Source organism: uncultured Alistipes sp. (assembly GCF_902388705.1).
In the GTDB taxonomy this organism is placed as follows: Bacteria; Bacteroidota; Bacteroidia; order Bacteroidales; family Rikenellaceae; genus Alistipes.
In genome coordinates this window covers 1-16061 of record NZ_CABMQJ010000045.1, presented here as the reverse complement: position 1 = coordinate 16061, position 16061 = coordinate 1, and the positions used below count along the sequence as shown (strand labels likewise).

Here is a 16061-nt window from a genome sequence, read left to right as displayed (position 1 = left end):
GAGGCCGAGCGGCGCATGCGCGCCAACCGCGAAGCCTACGAGCAGGGGCTGGCCGAGGAGCGCGCCATCCGCGAACGCGGCAGCGCCGGGGAGGATTCCGAGCATCAGGACCGCAAGGTCAAGGGGCGCGTCACGGTGTCGTTTTCGCTGACCAATCCCGTGCGCACGTCGCGCCATTTGAGCATCCCCGCCTATACCTGCGAGGGCGGCGGCGAGGTAATCGTCGAGATTACGGTCAACCGTGCCGGCGAGGTCACGAACGCTCGCGTGGCCGAAGGCGGCGACGCGTGCATGCGCGAATCGGCCCTGAATTCGGCCCGCAGGTCGCGGTTCAATATCGACGACTCGGCTCCTGCGCGGCAGCAGGGGACGATTACGTACATTTTTATCCCCCAATAAGTCCTTTTTGTCCGGCCGGGCGTGAAATTTGCCGGATTTTTTTTACCTTTGTTGCCGATCGAAACTGGCATGCGTAAACTTGCAATCATACTGTTGGGCCTGTTGGGTTGCCTGTTGTTCGAAACGGGCAACAGCGGGAAAGTCACGGGCGATGCCGGGCATGCCGCCGTCACGCTTTCGGTCGATCGCGCCTCGGGTGAGCAGTGGCTCTGCGAGCGCGAATACAATGCCGACCTGAATCTGCCCCGTGTGCCGGGGGAAGTGTCTCCCGCCCCGGTTGTGCCCGTTTTCCAACGCTGCGGAACCGGCGCCGGACAAACCGCCGACCGTTATGCGGCGGACCGGTGCGAAAGGGGTATTGCGAAAGTAACCTCGGAATTCAAATCTTCTGACCTGTCCGTCGGTCTGCATGCCGTAGACTACTATGTCTACCGCCTGCGCCGGCTCATTATTTGACGTTTTGTATTTTTGCCGGTTTTTCCCTGAATACAAACGTTTAATAATGAAAAAGATATGGATAAGAATAAAATTTGCGAGGCGTTGTACGCCTTGCCCGGCGGCGTTGTGGTGAAGCGTCGCAAATCGATGGTGGTTCCCGCCGTGCTGTTTGTCGTCGGAGCGGCGATGATTGTAGTGAACAATATATATGGGGCCGAACTTACGAACAACCTCCGTTCGGCCGTGGTCTTCACCGGCGGAATCCTGGCCATCGCCGGTATGATTGCGGCCGCGGCGCAGACCTTCGGTTCGGGCGGCGTGCCTTTCCACAAGGAGAACCGCAGCTACCTGCTCTACGAGGAGCTCTATTTCGACCGCGGCGTCCGCAGCGAAGTGATGCAGTCCGTGGACGAGGGTGCCGTCGAGCAGCTGCTCGGCATGAAGCACGCGCAGGTTCCGGCCGTAGCCGTGGCGGTGTACCGCACGCCGGACAACCGTTTCGCCGCCATGCAGGCGTTCGAATATGCCGAACTGGAATACAAACCGTTGACCCGGCTGAAAATAGTGGACAGGATAAAAGTATAAAACCGACAGGAGAAAATGATAGACATCAGTGGTGAAAATGTAGTATTGGTAGGTGCGTTGCTGCTCTTCGTGGCGGTGATGGCCGGTAAGGTCGCATACCGTTTCGGGGCCCCCGCGCTGTTGCTGTTCCTGGGCGTGGGCATGTTGTTCGGGTTGAATTTTATCTCGTTCCGTTCGGTCGAGATGACCCAGTTCGTCGGCATGATCGCCTTGTGCATCATCCTCTTCACGGGAGGTATGGACACGAAGTTCTCGGAGATAAAACCCATCATCGGCCCGGGTGTCGTGCTGGCCACGGCGGGGGTGGTCATGACGGCGTTCGTGCTGGCCGGTTTCGTGTGGCTGGTTGCGCCGTGGCTGGGTGTCGAGATGCCTTTCGCACTGGCGCTGCTGCTGGCCTCCACAATGTCGTCGACCGACTCGGCGTCGGTTTTCTCCATCCTGCGAAGCAAGAAACAGGGGCTGAAACAGAACCTGCGGCCGCTACTGGAGCTGGAGAGCGGCTCGAACGACCCGATGGCCTACATGATGACCATCCTGCTCATCAGCGTCGTGGCGAATACCTCGGGCAGCACCGGCCTGGGCATGAGCGTGGTGTTCTTCGTGGTGCAGATGGTCGTCGGCGCCGTGTCGGGTTACCTGATCGGACGGCTGGCCGTGTGGACGATCAACCGCATCAAGTTGGCCAACCATTCGCTCTATTCGGTGCTCCTGCTGGCGTTCATTTTCTTCTCTTTCGCCTTTACCGACCTGATTAAGGGCAACGGCTACCTGGCCGTCTACCTTTCGGGCCTGGTTATCGGCAACCATAAACTCGAACAGAAACGGTCGCTGACGGTTTTCTTCGACGGTTTCACCTGGCTCATGCAGATTGTGATGTTCCTCACGCTGGGACTTTTCGTCAATAGCGACGAACTGCTGCAGCCCGAAGTGCTGCTGCTCGGCGGTCTGGTGGGGGCGTTCATGATTCTCGTGGCGCGTCCCCTGACGGTCTTCGCCTGCCTGCTTCCGTTCCGCAAGTTCACGACCAAGGCGCGGCTCTACGTGTCGTGGGTGGGACTGCGCGGCGCGGTGCCGATTCTCTTCGCCATCTATCCCCTGATGGCGAATGTCGAGAACGCCGGGCTGCTGTTCAATGTGGTCTTCCTCGGCACGATTATTTCGCTGCTGGTGCAGGGTACCACGGTGAGCGGCATGGCCAACCTGTTGGGACTGGCCTACGAGGAGCGCGAGTCGGCTTTCAGCGTCGACATGCACCAGGATATGAAATCGGCGCTTACCGAGGTCGAGGTCAACGAAACGATGCTCGAAAGCGGGCATACGCTTAAGGACATCAACCTTCCGGAGAACACGTTGGTGATGATGGTTTGCCGCGACGGCGACTATTTCGTGCCGCAGGGCAAGACGGAACTCAAGCAGGGCGACAAGCTGCTGGTCATCTCCGACCGCAGCGAGGAGCTCGAGTCTACTTATAAAGGGCTGGGTATCGACGACGTGATGAAGTTGGGATAGGCTCCTGCGCCGCCCGATACGCTGTCCCGAACGAAAATTTTACACCTGTTCGCACCAAATCCCTTTCCGTGTGCACAGGACATGTCCGGTATTCAGTGACTTGAAAACCTGAAGGACAACAGGCAGGTCCCGGCGAATCGATCGCCGGGACTTTGTTTTTCCGCCTTTTTCTCCCGCTCTTGCGTTCCCTTTTCTCCCGCTCTTGCGTTCCCTTTTTTCCCGCTCTTGTGTTCCCTTTTCTCCTGCTCTTGCGTTCCCTTTTTTCCCGCTCTTGTGTTCCCTTTTTTCCCGCTCTTGTGTTCCCTTTTTCTCCCGCTCTTGCGTTCCCTTTTTCTCCCGCTCTTGTGTTCCCTTTTTCTCCTGCTCTTGCGTTCTCTTTTTCTCCCGCTTTTGCGTTCCCTTTTCTCCTGCTCTTGTGTTCCCTTTTTCTCCTGCTCTTGCGTTCTCTTTTTCTCCCGCTCTTGCGTTCCCTTTTTTCTCCCGCTCCTCCCGCTCGCTCTTTCTGCCTTTCTTCCTTCGACGCCCGTTTCCTCTGCTTTGCCCTCCTTGTGCCGCCATTTCTTCCGGCGCTCCGGTGCCGAATATCTCCGGAAAATCCTGCGGAGAATTTGCATTGCCGGGTATTTTTCACTACATTTAGAGTGCCGCCGCCGTGCGGTGCGTCAATCCTTTGCTGCCTATGAAAACCGGACGTTCTGAAATCCTGCTGGGTGTCATGCAGGTATTGCTTCCCGCAGTGCCGGGGCTTTACGTAATCCTGTTCCGTCCCGACGTGGACGTGCTCACTCCCGGCCAGCTCATTCCGTGGATACTCTCCATTAACCTGCTGTTTATCCTCCTGTTTTGGCGCCGGATCGGCTGGTCGCGCCGCGAGCGGCGGGGTACGGCCGCGTTGCTGCTGCTGTTCGCCTGTTTACCGTGGCTGGAATTCCATATGCTGCCTCTTGGGGATATGGCGGGCCGCCTGTGGATGCAGACCGGCAGCTATTGCCTGGGGCAGGCCGTCGGCTATACGGCCATTGTCCTTGCGCCCGGCTGGGTCGGCAGCCAGCGGCAGCGGCGCTATGAGGAGCGGGTGCTTTCGGGCCGCGAGAAGTTCGAATCCCGCAGGGAGGTAATGGAGCAGCGGGCGAAAGCGGAAGAGGCCTGCAAGCGAAAATAAGGAAGAGGCTCGCAGACAAACCTCCAAAAATGAAAATCACCCCTGCCGGAGATATTTTCGGCAGGGGTGGAATCGTCGGAATCGGACTTGTCGGACGGCCTCCTTTCCGAAGACATGCGCCGGTGTCCCGCCGGATTGGTTTCCCCGAACCCGGCACTGCCGCGTTTGTTCTCCGGGTGCATCCGCAGCGCCTTTTCAGGCCGTTGTCTTTCTTGAATAGCCGCCGCTTGCGGCCTGCCTGGCAGTGCTATTGTTTGCCGTTTCCCTTATGATAATTAAATAAACGGGCCGCCATCCGGCAGCCCGTTTCCGATTATCCGGCCATAAGCGGATCAATACCCCTCCGCTTCGGTGTAGTCGTTGCTCTCGTTGAAGCGGGTTTGCGTGTAAGTGTTGCCGAACCCGTCGGTGGCGCGGACGACGATGTTGGCCGCCTCTGCGTTTTTCAGGCTGTACTGGTACTGGTGGTAACAGGGGCTGGTGCCGCTTTCGACCGGGTTTTTCTTAACGCCGATGTGGTAGCCGCGAATCCAGCGGTCGCCGTATCCCTGCGCGAACTGCGCCATCGCGCTCCACGTCTTTCCGCCGTCCTCCGAGAGTTCCACTTTCCAGGTCGTTCCGTCCATGCCCGACACGAAGACATTGGCCACGACCACGTCGGCCCCCACGTCGTATTTGTAGGTGGCATAGGGCCCGGCGAACTCCGCGTCGCCGCGGTAGAGCCTGATTTGGTAGTCGTCGGCCCGCTGCGACGCCTTGAAATAGGTGTCGACGATGTTCGTGCCGTCGATTTCGTAAACCATGAATCCGTTGGGCGTGCCGTCGCCGCCGCATGTCGAGCGCCAGAAATAACCGCACGTGCCGCCGTGTATGCGTTCGAAAATGGCGTGCGAGCGCATGTGATAGGGCTGGAAATAGTGCGTGTGGGCGCACATCAGCGTGGGATTTTTGTATTTGGAGAGCATGTCGAGCACTTTCTTGCGGTTGAGGTAGCCCGTGTTGTCGCGCAGCGGAATGTGGTAGTAGAGCAGCACCATTTTGTCCGTGGGAACGAAACTCAAGTCCTTTTCCAGCCATGCCACCTGTTCGTCCGTGAAGCCCCCGGTGTACTCCGTTCCCGTGAAGATGATGTTGTCCATCGCCACGAAATGCACGTCGCCGCGGTTAAACGAGTACCAGCGCGGCCCGAGTACGTCGCGGTAGGTGTCGCCCGTGTAGTCGACCGAGCTCTTGTCGTGGTTGCCGATCGTGGTGAAGAAGGGGACACCCGTTTCGCCGAACGCCCGTTTCATCGCGGTGAATGTCTGCGCGTCGCCCTTGCCCAGGATATCGCCCAGGGCGATTCCGACCATCGGAATCGTGTACTTTGCGGCGATTTTCTTGATGTCGGGCACCGCTTCCGTGCGGAACCGCTGGATATGGTCGTTGTTGTCGGGCTGGGGGTCGCCCAGTCCGAAGAGCAGGAACCGCTTGTCGCTCTGGGTGAGTTTTGTGAGCGTGAAATCCGCGCGATAGGGCTTCGAACTGCTGCCTGTGACGGAATTCGCCGCCTGATAGGCACCCTGGTAGGAGCCGTAATTCGCCTGTTTCGGAATTTCGTAGCCCGACGGCACCGAGATGAATACGTGCTTGGCATTTGCGTCGCGTATGATTTGGTAGACGCCTTTGCTGTCGGTCGCTGCCACGCTGTATCCGTCGCTCACGACCGCCCCTGCGATGGGGTTGCCCTCTTCGTCGCTCACCAGTCCGTAGAGGGTGATGCCTTCGTCCGGGGTGATTTCGGTCGTGCCCTGTCCGCCGTCGTCGTCGGGTTTGGGCAGCTCTGTTATCATTTTGTCATCCTCCCAGCAGCAGGTCATCAGTGCTGCCGCCGTCAGGGCCGCAGCCGCAGTGCGGAGTGTGCGGAGGAGTCGTCCGTATATCGATTTGTTTTTCATTTTGCAGGTTTTATCGGGCCGGATACCCCGGAAGGCGTCCGGCCCGGATTGAATGTTTACCAGTTGGGATTCTGCGGGATGTTGGCGCGCTGGAGCTCTTCGGTCGGAATCGGGAAGAGGTAGTGCTTCTCGAGGAATACGCGGTCTTCTTTCCAGAAACGCTCCATGCGGTATTTCTTGCCTCCGACGGAGATTTTACCGTCGGGATCCTCTACCGGGCGCATGCCGCAGATGCGGTGCTGCGTCTTGGGGTAGGCGCCGTATTTGGCGAAATACTCCTGTGCTTTCTTGTCGTTGGGGCCCTGCAGCGAGTTCCACTGGGCGTCTTTGGCCAGCTCGGCCGGGCTGGTCGGCTCGAGATAGAAGCGCGTGGAGAAGAACCGGCTCTTTTCGTGGTAGAGCTCCACGCGGCGTTCGCGCAGGATGTAGTCGAGCAGCAAATCCGCGTTGGTCTGTGCCGCAGGCGGCATGGGGGCCATGAACGAACGTGCGCGCAGGTCGTTTATCAGGTTGTAGACCTCGGCTGTGGCGCCTTTCGAACGGGTTACCGACTCGGCGTATACCAGGTAGATTGTCGCCAGGCGAATCAGCGGAGCGTCGAAGTTCCAGTTGCCCGACATGCCCTTCGTGTAGTAGCCGTCGAAGAACTTGTGGGTGAAGTAGCCCGTCGAGGTCGAGTTGGCGGCGTTGATGGCATCGGCGCCCGTCGCCGTGTTTATCCATTTTCCCTTGAACATCGCTCCGTGGTAGGTGATGTCGCGGTAGAAGCGCGGGTCGCGGTTGACGTAGGGGTTGCCGTCGTCATAGGCCTTCTCCATGTCCTGTTCGGAAATCAGGCTGCCGTAGAGCGCCTTGTGGTTCTGCTTGAGGGCGTATATCGGGTATCCGTAGCCGTCGGGGCCGATTACCTCGTATTCGTCCACCTGATCCTGTACGGGCACCTCGCGGGCCTGTCCCTGCGACGAAGGCGGGTACATGTCGTTGTGGTAACCCACGGTCTTGCAGTGCAGGTGGAAGAATATCCATTCGGCCTTCTTCGCCTCGTTCATCGTGCGGCTGAAGAGCTCCCACAGACGGCTGTAAACCATTCCGTTGCTTTCGTCCACACCGCCCGCGTTGGTCGTCACGCTTTTGGGCGAGCCCTGGTAGAGCGCGTAGCGCTTCTGTCCTTCGGTTTCGAAATCCATCACGGCCTTTGCCGCTGCGGCCGCCGCATCCCAGCGTGCGGGGTCGTACTGCTGGTATTCCGAGGCGTAGTTGCGGGTGTCGCCCTTGAGCGTCGAACCGTTGTAGAGCGGTGTGGCGGCTATCCAGCGAGCCATGGCCTTCAGCGCCAGGCAGGCTCCCTTTTCCACGCGGCCGAATTCGTTCATCAGGTTCTGGGCCGGTACGCGGGTGTAGGCGTCGTCGCAGTCGCGGCAAATCTTCTCGACAATCGCATGGATGTTCTCGCGTTCGAACGGCGGCAGGGCGCTGGGGTTCACCGTGTAGTCGACATAGGGGCATTCGCCGTAGCTTTTCAGCACGCAGTAGTGCAGGTAGGCGCGGATGAAGAGCACCTCGCCGATACGCTGTGCGAGGGTGCCGGGACGGGCTTCCGAGTCGGGCGTGTTGTACTTCTCGATACCCTCCAGGATGACGTTGGCGCAGCGGATGTCCTCATAGAGTTTGGGCCAGAACGTGTGGCAGGCACCCGAGTTGGTCGTGGCGTTGCAGCTGGTGTAAAGCTGCGAGCCGGGCTCCCAGTCGCCGTCGTTGAACTTGTTCGACCAGCCGTTCTCGGCCGACGAGCCTTCGCACTCGTCGGTCAGCGCCGAGTCGCTGAAGAAGCGGATGTGCACCAGCGGCTGGTCGGCCGCCCGGGCGTAGAAGTAGAGCCGGTTTATCAGGGCCTCGGTTTCGTTGAATCGGGTGAAGATGTCCTGATCCGTCTTGTCGCCCTGCGGGGTCTTGTCGAGGTAGTCCTCGCACGAGAGCAGCAGCATGGCGGAGCAGCAGAGGAGGAGGTATTTTATACGGTTTTTCATGGTCGTTTTGTATTTGTATTGGTTAGAATGTCATGTTGATACCGATGTTGACGACGCGCTGCACGGGGAACCAGCTGCCGTCGCCGTTCTTGATTTCGGGATCCATGTCCACGTCGCCCAGGTTGTCGAACGTGAGCAGGTTCTGCCCCTGCACGTAGACGCGTACGTTCTGGATGCCGGCCTTCGCCGTCCACGACTTGGGCAGCGTATAGCCGATTTCGACGTTTTTCAGGCGGATGTACGAAGCGTCGTAGAGGAACAGGCTCGAGTACTGCTGTTTGTTGTTGTTATGGATGCCGTAGTGCAGGGCGGGGTATTTCGCCGTGGCGGCCGTTTCCGGCGTCCATCGGTTGAGGTGCATGCGGCGCACCTTGCCGATGCGCGACTGGTCGTAGAGCGGGAAGTCCCACACGGCCGGGCCGCTCAACTGCACCGAACAGAGCGTCGAACCCTGCCACAGCATGCTGAAGTCGAAACCCTTGTAGGAAAGCCCCAGCGGAATGCCGAACTGGATTTCGGGCGTACGGGGGTTGCCGATGGCCGCCCGGTCGTAGTTGTTTACCACGCCGTCGCCGTTGAGGTCTTTGTATACCACGTCGCCGGGCTGCACGGGCCCCCAGATGGCGAATCCGCTGCCGCCGTTCATGGCGTTCAGGCGGTCGGCCTCCGCGTCGTCCGCCACGAAATGGTCGAATATGTAGCAGAAGTTCTCGTTGATGCGCTTGCCGGTCTGGTAGCGCCACGGGCAGTCGCGGCCGTTGTTGTCGACGTATGAAATCTCGTTGCAGTACTTGATTTTGTTGCGCGCGAAGGTGAAGTTCGGGCGGATGTAGTAGCGGAAGTGCTGTCCGATACGTCCGTCCCAGCCGATTTCGAACTCCACGCCGTGGTTGTCCACGATACCCGAGTTGACAATCGGAGCGGTCTGTCCGACGATGTAAGGGAATCCGACCTTATCGTCCGTCGAAAGCGAGGTGAGGATGTCGTAGCGGTGCTCCTGGAAAATATCCAGCGAGAAACTCAACTGCTGGTGGAAGAACTGGGCGTCGATACCGAAGTTGAATTTGCGGGCCTTTTCCCACGTCAGGTTCGGGTTGGCGAATACGCCCTCGATCAGGTAGGTCGTGTATCCGTTTTCGGTTTCCCCGAAATAGGTGGTCATGCCGTCGGAGGATTTGTAATACTGCAGGTAGGAGAACCGGTTGCCCGACAGCTGGTCGTTGCCCACCAGTCCGTACGATGCGCGCAGTTTGAGGTGGTCTATCCACGACACGCTTTTCATGAATTTCTCCTGCGAAACGACCCATCCGACGGAACCCGCCGGGAATACGCCGTAGCGTTTTCCGCGGGCGAAGTTCTCCGAGCCGTTGTAGCCGATGTTGAACTCGAAGAGGTATTTGTTGCGGTAGTCGTACGTGGCGCGCCCCGAGAATCCCATGTAACGGTAGGGTACCTGGTTGCTGATGACCTTGTTCTGCAGGTAGAAGAGCAGCATGCCCGATACGTTGTGGTCGCCGAATTTGCGGGCGTAGTCCAGGCGGGCCTGGAAGCGCGACGTTCCCTCGGGCGAGCCGTGGCTGATGCTGTTGCTCTGGGCGTCGTCGGTCGTGCGCTGGTTGGCCGTGACGTAGGTGCCGTTCTTAATCCAGTAGTCGGCGTTGTTCTTCCACTCGTCGATGCTGTACTCCTCGGGCAGCATCCAGGTCGAGTAGCCCGGATAGGTCAGGTTGCCCGTGCTGTGCGTCGGCACGCTGTTGTTGATGGTGTGCTGGTTGTAGGTGTCGTACGAGAACTGCGCGGCCACGCTCAGACCCTTGGTGATGAAGTCCAGGTCGTGGCTCAATTTGAACGACCCCTGCAGGTAGCGGCGCGTGCGTTTGCTCGAGCCCGTGCGGCTCAACTGCCCGAGCATGTTGTAGCGGTAGTCGTTGTCCGCATAGAGCAGGTAGCCTCCGTTCTCCTCGAAATCGCCCTGGTTGACGTCGTTGTGGTTGTTGGGCAGGATAATCGGCAGGTAGGGCGGCTGCGTGTTGGCCAGCGAGATGATGTTGGCGGCCGTGGCCCCCGGGTAGTTGTACTCCGTGACGCGGGCGCCCAGGTCGACCGAAATCTTCAGCCGCTTGGTGGCGTCGACGTCGACGTTCGCGCGGAAGTTGTAGCGCATGAAGTGGTTGACGTTGTCGGAGTTCGAATGCCTGTAGTTGCCGCCCTGGTTGTAGTAGCTGCCGAGAATGAAATACCGGGCGCGGTCGGTTCCGCCGCGTACCGAGAGGCTGTAATCCTGCAGGATGGAGGGCTTGAACGCATAGTCGAAGTAATCCCAGTCGTAGCCCAGCCCGTCGGAGTTGTCGCCCCGCGCGCGGCGGAAATTGGCGATTGTTTCCTTCGAGAAGAGCGATGCCGAGCCGGGGTCGAGCGCCGGGTTGTCGTTGAGCATCGCTTCGTTGTAGAGCGTCGCGTAATCCGCCGAGCCCAGGTAGTCGGGGTAGCGGATCGGCTCACTCACGCCGACCGAAGCCTTGAAGTCGACGGTCGGTTTCTCGCCTTTGCGGCCGCGCTTGGTCGTGACGATGATTACGCCGTTGGCGCCGCGGATACCGTAGGGCGCCGTCGCCGAAGCGTCCTTGAGGATGGTGAACGTTTCGATTTCGTCCGGCGCCAGGTAGCTCATGTCGCGTTCGATGCCGTCGACGATCATGATGACGTCCGATTTGCCGTAGGTCGAGATGCCGCGGATGTTGAGCTGCGCGGCGTCGTTGCCCGGCTCGCCGCCGGAGAACTGGTTGACCAGCAGGCCCGGCATACGCCCGGCCAGCGCATTGTTGATGTTGGCCGTGGGCGACTGCTTGAGGTCTTTGGTGGTGATGGTCGCAATCGAGCCGGTGATGGTCTCTTTCTTCTGCACGTTGTAGCCGACGACCACGACCTCTTCGAGGGCCTTGCTGTCCTCGAGCATCATGATGTCGATTTTCGTGCGGTTGTTGACGTCGATTTCCTGCGGGGCGTAGCCGATGTAGGAGACCATCAGCGTCGCTTCCGCATAGGGGACTTCGATGGCATAGCTGCCGTCCGAATTCGATACGGTGCCTTTGGCCGTGCCCTTTACGACGATGGTCACGCCGATCAGGGGATCGCCCTTGTCGTCCTTGATGCTACCCGTGACTTTCAGTTTCGACGACTGCTGCCGGGCCTGCGGCGCCGCCGCTCCGCCCGGGGAGGCCGTGGCGGCCCCTCCCAGACAGAACAGACAGAGAATCAGTGTTAAAAAACGATATTTTTTCATAACGGTGAATGCTGAATGGATGATTACTGTTTGAGCGTGATGTTCATTACGGTTCCTGCCGAGGCGTCTTTCGAAGCCTGGTCGCAGTCGGTCTTGTCTGCGGTGCCGCTTTCGATTGCCTTCTGGAAGATGTAAACCGGATTGGCGCACGCCTCGCTCTTCACGGTGGCGGTGATGCTGCCCGTGTTCTTGCAGGTGCGTATGGTCGTCACATAATCCTGTTCGACGCCGACGATGCCTGCCACCAGCGGGAAGGCCGTCGTTGCGGCTTCGAGCGTGGGGACGTTGAGGTTGCCGTGGTTCTCGCAGCTTTCGAGCAGGTTGCCGGTGCTGCGGGCCGCCGAGAGGATGCCTGCCGCGCGGTACCTGAACAGTCCGGTGATGTCGCCCCGGTTGACACAGCCGCGGATGGTGCAGTTGCCGTAGGCGCATCCGATGATGCCTGCGGCCTGCGACGCCGCCGATGTCGTGCTGGGGTTGGTGATGTTGCCCGTATTGGTGCAGTTCTCGATATGGCCCGCCTTGAGTTTCTCGGCGATGCCGACCAGTCCGCCTATGTAGTTGGTCGTCAGCGACAGGTTCGCTTCGTTGCGGCAGTTGCTCATCGTCAGCGACATGGCGCCCTTTCCGTTGTCCGAGCCCACGCATCCGACGATGCCTCCCATGCGGCGGTTGGCCGCCAGGGCGTTTGTCATCGTCATCCGGCCCTTGTTGACGCAGTTGGTGAACGTGCCGTATCCGTTGCCCAGGATGCCGCCCAGCGAGTGGAACTGTTTGTTCGTGCCGCCGTGGTCGATGTTGAAGGCGCCTTCGTTCGTGCAGTCCGTGAAACTCCACTCGGCGGTTTCGGCCATGCCGACCAGGCCTCCGATTCGGCCCGAATCCACGGCCAGCTCGCCGAACGCCAGTTCGAAGTTGCCCGTGTTCGAGCAGTTCGTGAAGCTGCCTTCCGATTTATCCTCTCCGCGTCCCACCAGGCCGCCGACGGCGATGTAGCGGGCGCTGTTCATCGTGAACGTCCCCTCGTTGCGGCAGTCGGTGTAAACGCCGCCTTTCGAGAAGCAGATGAGTCCGCCTATCCAGCTGTAGGTTTTGGTCGACGCGTCGGTGTTGTCGTAATTGACTGCCACTCTGGTCGTGACGCCGCTGACGGGGGCCCCGTTGTTGTAGACGGCCAGCGTGCCGAGCATCGGGCGTGCGTCGGACATCGTCCACGAAAGCGAGCCTTCCAGTACGAGGTTCCGCACGGCCGCTTCGGCCGCCAGCGTATGGAACAGGCCCACTTCGGCCTGCTTGGCCGTGAAGTTCACGCGGATTGTGTGTCCCAGGCCGTCGAACGTCCCGGAGAACGGCTTCTGGGCGCTTCCCGCGAAGATATTTTGGTCGTATGCGCTCAAATCGATGTCCCCGGCCAGTACGATTCGCCCGTCGTTGGTGTAGTCGTCGAGCGGCGTTCCGTCGGTTACGGCCTGGCCGAAGGCAACGAATTCATCGGCTGTCGAAATGCCTTTCCAGGCTATGGGCAGGGTGAATTCCGCCGTGAGCTCCTCGTCGGACGTGGCGTTCATCCCGACGATTCCCGTGCCGTCGCAGTCGGTGTCCGCGGCGGGCGCCGTCACTTTGAGCAGCGAGTTTTCGATGTCGAGCGCCACCGTCCAGCCTTTGGGGGCCGTGATGTCGCATTTGGCGACGTTGCTGATCGTGCAGGCAATGTCGCGCTGCTCCCCGAAGGTGAATTTGTACGCCTGCTCCGCGAACGAGATAACCGGCATCCTGGTCGACAGCTCGACGGGAATCGACGAGCTGGCTCCGGCCGTGCCGCGCACGCTCAACGGCGTCACTTTGACGTCGCCCGTCAGGACGGGGTCGGCCGTCCCTTTTTCGGGGGCGGTCACGGTCAGCGTGCCGGCGTCCGTGTCGGCTTGGTATTTCCAGCCTTCCGGGGCCTCCACCTCGAGCGAGGCGGTGTTCTCGCATTCGAAATTATAGGTAATGCTCTTTCCGAACGAATAAACCCGCCGTTTGGTTGTCGCGTCGCCCTCGAATGTCAGTTTGATGTTCTCTTCGAGGGCAGCCACGGCGAGCGTGTAAATCATGGTGCGCCCTGCCTGTGACTGGATGGCGACGGTGATTTCCCCGCCGGGTTTGGCCTCCAGGTCGGCTGCCACGGGGGCCGTGACCGTACAGCTCCGCGAGCTGGGTATCACGCTGCATTTCCATCCGGTGGGTGCGGTGATTTCCGTGTAGGTGACGAATGCGCTCTTCAGGGTGTAGGCGGTCGTCGTGCCGAACTTCATGCTCTGGAGCCCCTCGACGAGGGTGCCCTGCGTGTCGTAAAGTTCGAATACGATTGCACCGTCGTCCGCCTCTACGTCCTCTATGTCGCACGATGCGGCGAGCAGCATCGATGCCCCGAGGAGCAGGTACGCCGGATAAAGGAGAGATTTTCTCATAGATAAAAGTTTTAAGGTTAATATTTGGTGAAACGAATGGTCGTCAATCGTATGGTTCGGGCCGTAGGGTATATGGGGTCATTTATTCGCCTGCAAATTAAAAGCGGATAAAATGGAATTGAATGAAGATTGAATGACGTTTAAATGAAAATAATGTGTGTTTCCTATTTGGTGCCTTTCGTTTGCATATCCGCAAGGACGTCGTTTTGGTAATTGTAAAAGTATGCTTTTGGAAAGTGTGAAGCAATGCCGTCAAAAGAAAATATAAATGCTTTTTAATGCTAATACGTTGATTTTAAAAGCATTAAAAAGCATCATAAGGGGCGATTATATGAATTCCGTACGAACCCTTCCGGCCGTTTTGGGGCTGTTTCCGGGCGTCAGGTAATCTCCATGATTTGTTTCTCGAAGTCCGTCGCGGAATCCCGGGCGGCGTTGCGCAGCCGGTTGCGGTAGGTGTAAACCGTATTTATGGAGATATGCAGGAATTGTGCGATTTCGGCATTGCCCGAAATTCCCAGCCGGATTACCGCCAGCAGCCGGAACTCGGTGTTGAGGGTCGGGGATTTGAGCTGCTCCGGTTCCCGGAGCAGGGCGTTCACCCGTTCCACGAAGTCGGGATAAATCGAAAGGAAAATCGTGTCGAACTCGCTGAAGAACGATTTGTACTCCTGCTCGATGGGCGTTGCCGAGCGCAGCTCGCGCAGGAGGCGTTCCATGCCGTGCGAAAGCGCCGTTTTGTGGAGTTGTATGCGGTAGCGCTCCAGCTTGTCGATATAGCTCGTGCTCAACTGCATGTAGTGGCGCAGGTATTTGTCTTTGGTGTAGTTGGCGCGCAGCAGCTCCCCGGCGGCCGTCTCCTGCTGCCGGTTTATCGAGCCGAGCCGTGCGTTGAAATCGCGCAGGCGCTCGTTGTCCTGCGCGTGCTGTTCCTGCAGTTGTTTGATAAGGCTTTTCTGCCGGAGGACGACCAGCAGGATTGTCGTCAGCAGCAGCAGGATTCCCGTGACGATTGCCAGCAGCGTCAGCAGCTGCCGCTGGTGGCGGTCGATTTTGCGCTGGAACGCTTGGTTGATTTCGGTCACCATGCGCGAAGCGATCAGAATGCGGTTCACGGCGTTGCAGTCGGTGGCGTCCTCCAGTGTGCGTGTGATGTAGCGGTTGGCCCTGCCCAGGTCGTTTTCCCGGAACAGGACGCCCGACAGCTGGGCCAGCGAACTGTATTCGAACGTGGGGGTTGCCAGGTCGTATATGGCCGCCAATGCCAGCATGCACCTGTACAGTTCCGCGTTTCCCAGCCGTCTGTAGGCGTCTGCCAGCGTGTAGGCGACGGTTCCGCGGTCGTTGATGCTGATGTCTTTGCGGTGGAAGGCCCCGGTCAGTTCGTCGATGCTTTCGTGCATGTCCCCCTGCTCGTCCGCCCGTTTCCAGTGCGACATCAGCACGTGCAGGAGCTGCTCCCGGCCCACGGTCGTCAGGATGGAATCCCGGTACAGCTTGTCCAGCCGTTTGTATTCCTCCTGCAGGTCGCCCGGCATGGCGGTCTGGGCCATCACATGGTAGAGCCGCTGGCAGTTGTCGTAGTAATCGGCCGGGGCGGCGTGTATGCCGCGCGCACGGATGCCGTCGAGCAGGTCGCCCGCGGCTTTGTACATGCCCAGATAGATGAGTGTTTTGCTGCGGGCCAGCCTCGCGGCGTTGATTTTTTCGGGGTCGCCCGCCCGCCGGGCCCATTTTTCCATACGGTTGCTGTACCGCAGGGCCGAATCGAACTGGAATTTGTCGAACTCCTCGTACAGGTGCAGGCAGGCGGTGTATTTGTCCTGCGGGCTGCGGCTTTTGCGCAGGTCGTCGTGGTAGCGGTCTATTCGGTGCCGTTTGATGCTGACCGCATCGCTCCTGTTGGCTACCAGCGAGTCGAGCTGCCGGAACAGCTCGTCTTCGGGCGCCGTCGGTAAAAGGTTAAAAATCCCCCCCCCCTCGCGGGTAGGGGAATTGCTGCCTGACGCAGCCCGAGAGTTCCAGCAGCAGATCGAAAGGCATAGGAGCCAAAGGGTGTAGCGATGCATGTCCGTCCGGTTTTGGGGTTCGTCTTAACAAATATACGATTAATAATCGGAATAAAATAATTGCCGCCGGAAAGCGGTTGCAATTATTTCGGCTCTCCGTGAACCGCCGCGCCTGCCGTGTCCGTGGCCTTCGTTGCGTCCGCATGCCCCCGCTCCTGTCCCGTCCGCCGTGTCTATTGTGCCTGCCGCTCCTGCC

At 59.3% G+C, this 16061-nt stretch carries 11 protein-coding genes; 5 read left to right on the top strand and 6 right to left on the bottom strand.

Annotated features, from left to right (window positions below; all coding sequences use genetic code 11):
• The 4 genes from QZT71_RS09810 to QZT71_RS09795 form a co-directional block, all read left to right on the top strand.
• The coding region (locus QZT71_RS09810) for a TonB family protein (protein WP_295915605.1) at positions 1 to 399 on the top strand (399 nt) is incomplete at its 5' end.
• Positions 400 to 468: 69 nt separating this feature from the next.
• Positions 469 to 855, top strand: a complete 387-nt coding sequence (locus QZT71_RS09805) for a hypothetical protein (RefSeq protein WP_295915604.1) — start codon at positions 469 to 471, stop codon at positions 853 to 855.
• 57 nt (positions 856 to 912) lie between these two features.
• Complete coding sequence (locus QZT71_RS09800; protein WP_295915603.1) at positions 913 to 1422, top strand: hypothetical protein; 510 nt, start codon at positions 913 to 915, stop codon at positions 1420 to 1422.
• 15 nt (positions 1423 to 1437) lie between these two features.
• The gene (locus QZT71_RS09795) at positions 1438 to 2934 is read left to right on the top strand and encodes a potassium/proton antiporter (protein ID WP_295915601.1); all 1497 of its coding nucleotides are present in this window, start codon (positions 1438 to 1440) and stop codon (positions 2932 to 2934) included.
• Positions 2935 to 3026: 92 nt separating this feature from the next.
• On the opposite strand, the gene QZT71_RS09790 is transcribed toward QZT71_RS09795, so the two are convergent.
• Positions 3027 to 3548, bottom strand: coding sequence for a hypothetical protein (locus QZT71_RS09790; protein ID WP_295915599.1), 522 nt, complete (start codon positions 3546 to 3548; stop codon positions 3027 to 3029).
• Positions 3549 to 3613: 65 nt separating this feature from the next.
• On the opposite strand from QZT71_RS09790, the gene QZT71_RS09785 reads away from it, so the two are divergent.
• Positions 3614 to 4096 (top strand): hypothetical protein, encoded by a 483-nt coding sequence (locus QZT71_RS09785; protein ID WP_295915598.1) that lies wholly within the window; start codon positions 3614 to 3616, stop codon positions 4094 to 4096.
• Between the two features lie 332 nt (positions 4097 to 4428).
• On the opposite strand, the gene QZT71_RS09780 is transcribed toward QZT71_RS09785, so the two are convergent.
• From QZT71_RS09780 to QZT71_RS09760, 5 genes are all read right to left on the bottom strand, one after another.
• On the bottom strand, positions 4429 to 6033 hold the full coding sequence (locus QZT71_RS09780) for a calcineurin-like phosphoesterase family protein (protein WP_295915597.1): 1605 nt from the start codon (positions 6031 to 6033) through the stop codon (positions 4429 to 4431).
• A 56-nt stretch (positions 6034 to 6089) separates the two neighbouring features.
• A complete protein-coding gene (locus tag QZT71_RS09775) occupies positions 6090 to 8060 on the bottom strand; it encodes a RagB/SusD family nutrient uptake outer membrane protein (protein ID WP_295915596.1) in 1971 nt (656 codons plus the stop codon).
• A 22-nt stretch (positions 8061 to 8082) separates the two neighbouring features.
• Entirely contained in the window at positions 8083 to 11343 is a 3261-nt protein-coding gene (locus QZT71_RS09770; RefSeq protein ID WP_295915594.1) for a TonB-dependent receptor, read from the bottom strand.
• 23 nt (positions 11344 to 11366) lie between these two features.
• Positions 11367 to 13796, bottom strand: coding sequence for a GLUG motif-containing protein (locus QZT71_RS09765; protein WP_295915592.1), 2430 nt, complete (start codon positions 13794 to 13796; stop codon positions 11367 to 11369).
• Between the two features lie 380 nt (positions 13797 to 14176).
• Entirely contained in the window at positions 14177 to 15865 is a 1689-nt protein-coding gene (locus QZT71_RS09760) for a DUF6377 domain-containing protein (RefSeq protein ID WP_295915590.1), read from the bottom strand.
• Positions 15866 to 16061 lie beyond the last annotated feature (196 nt).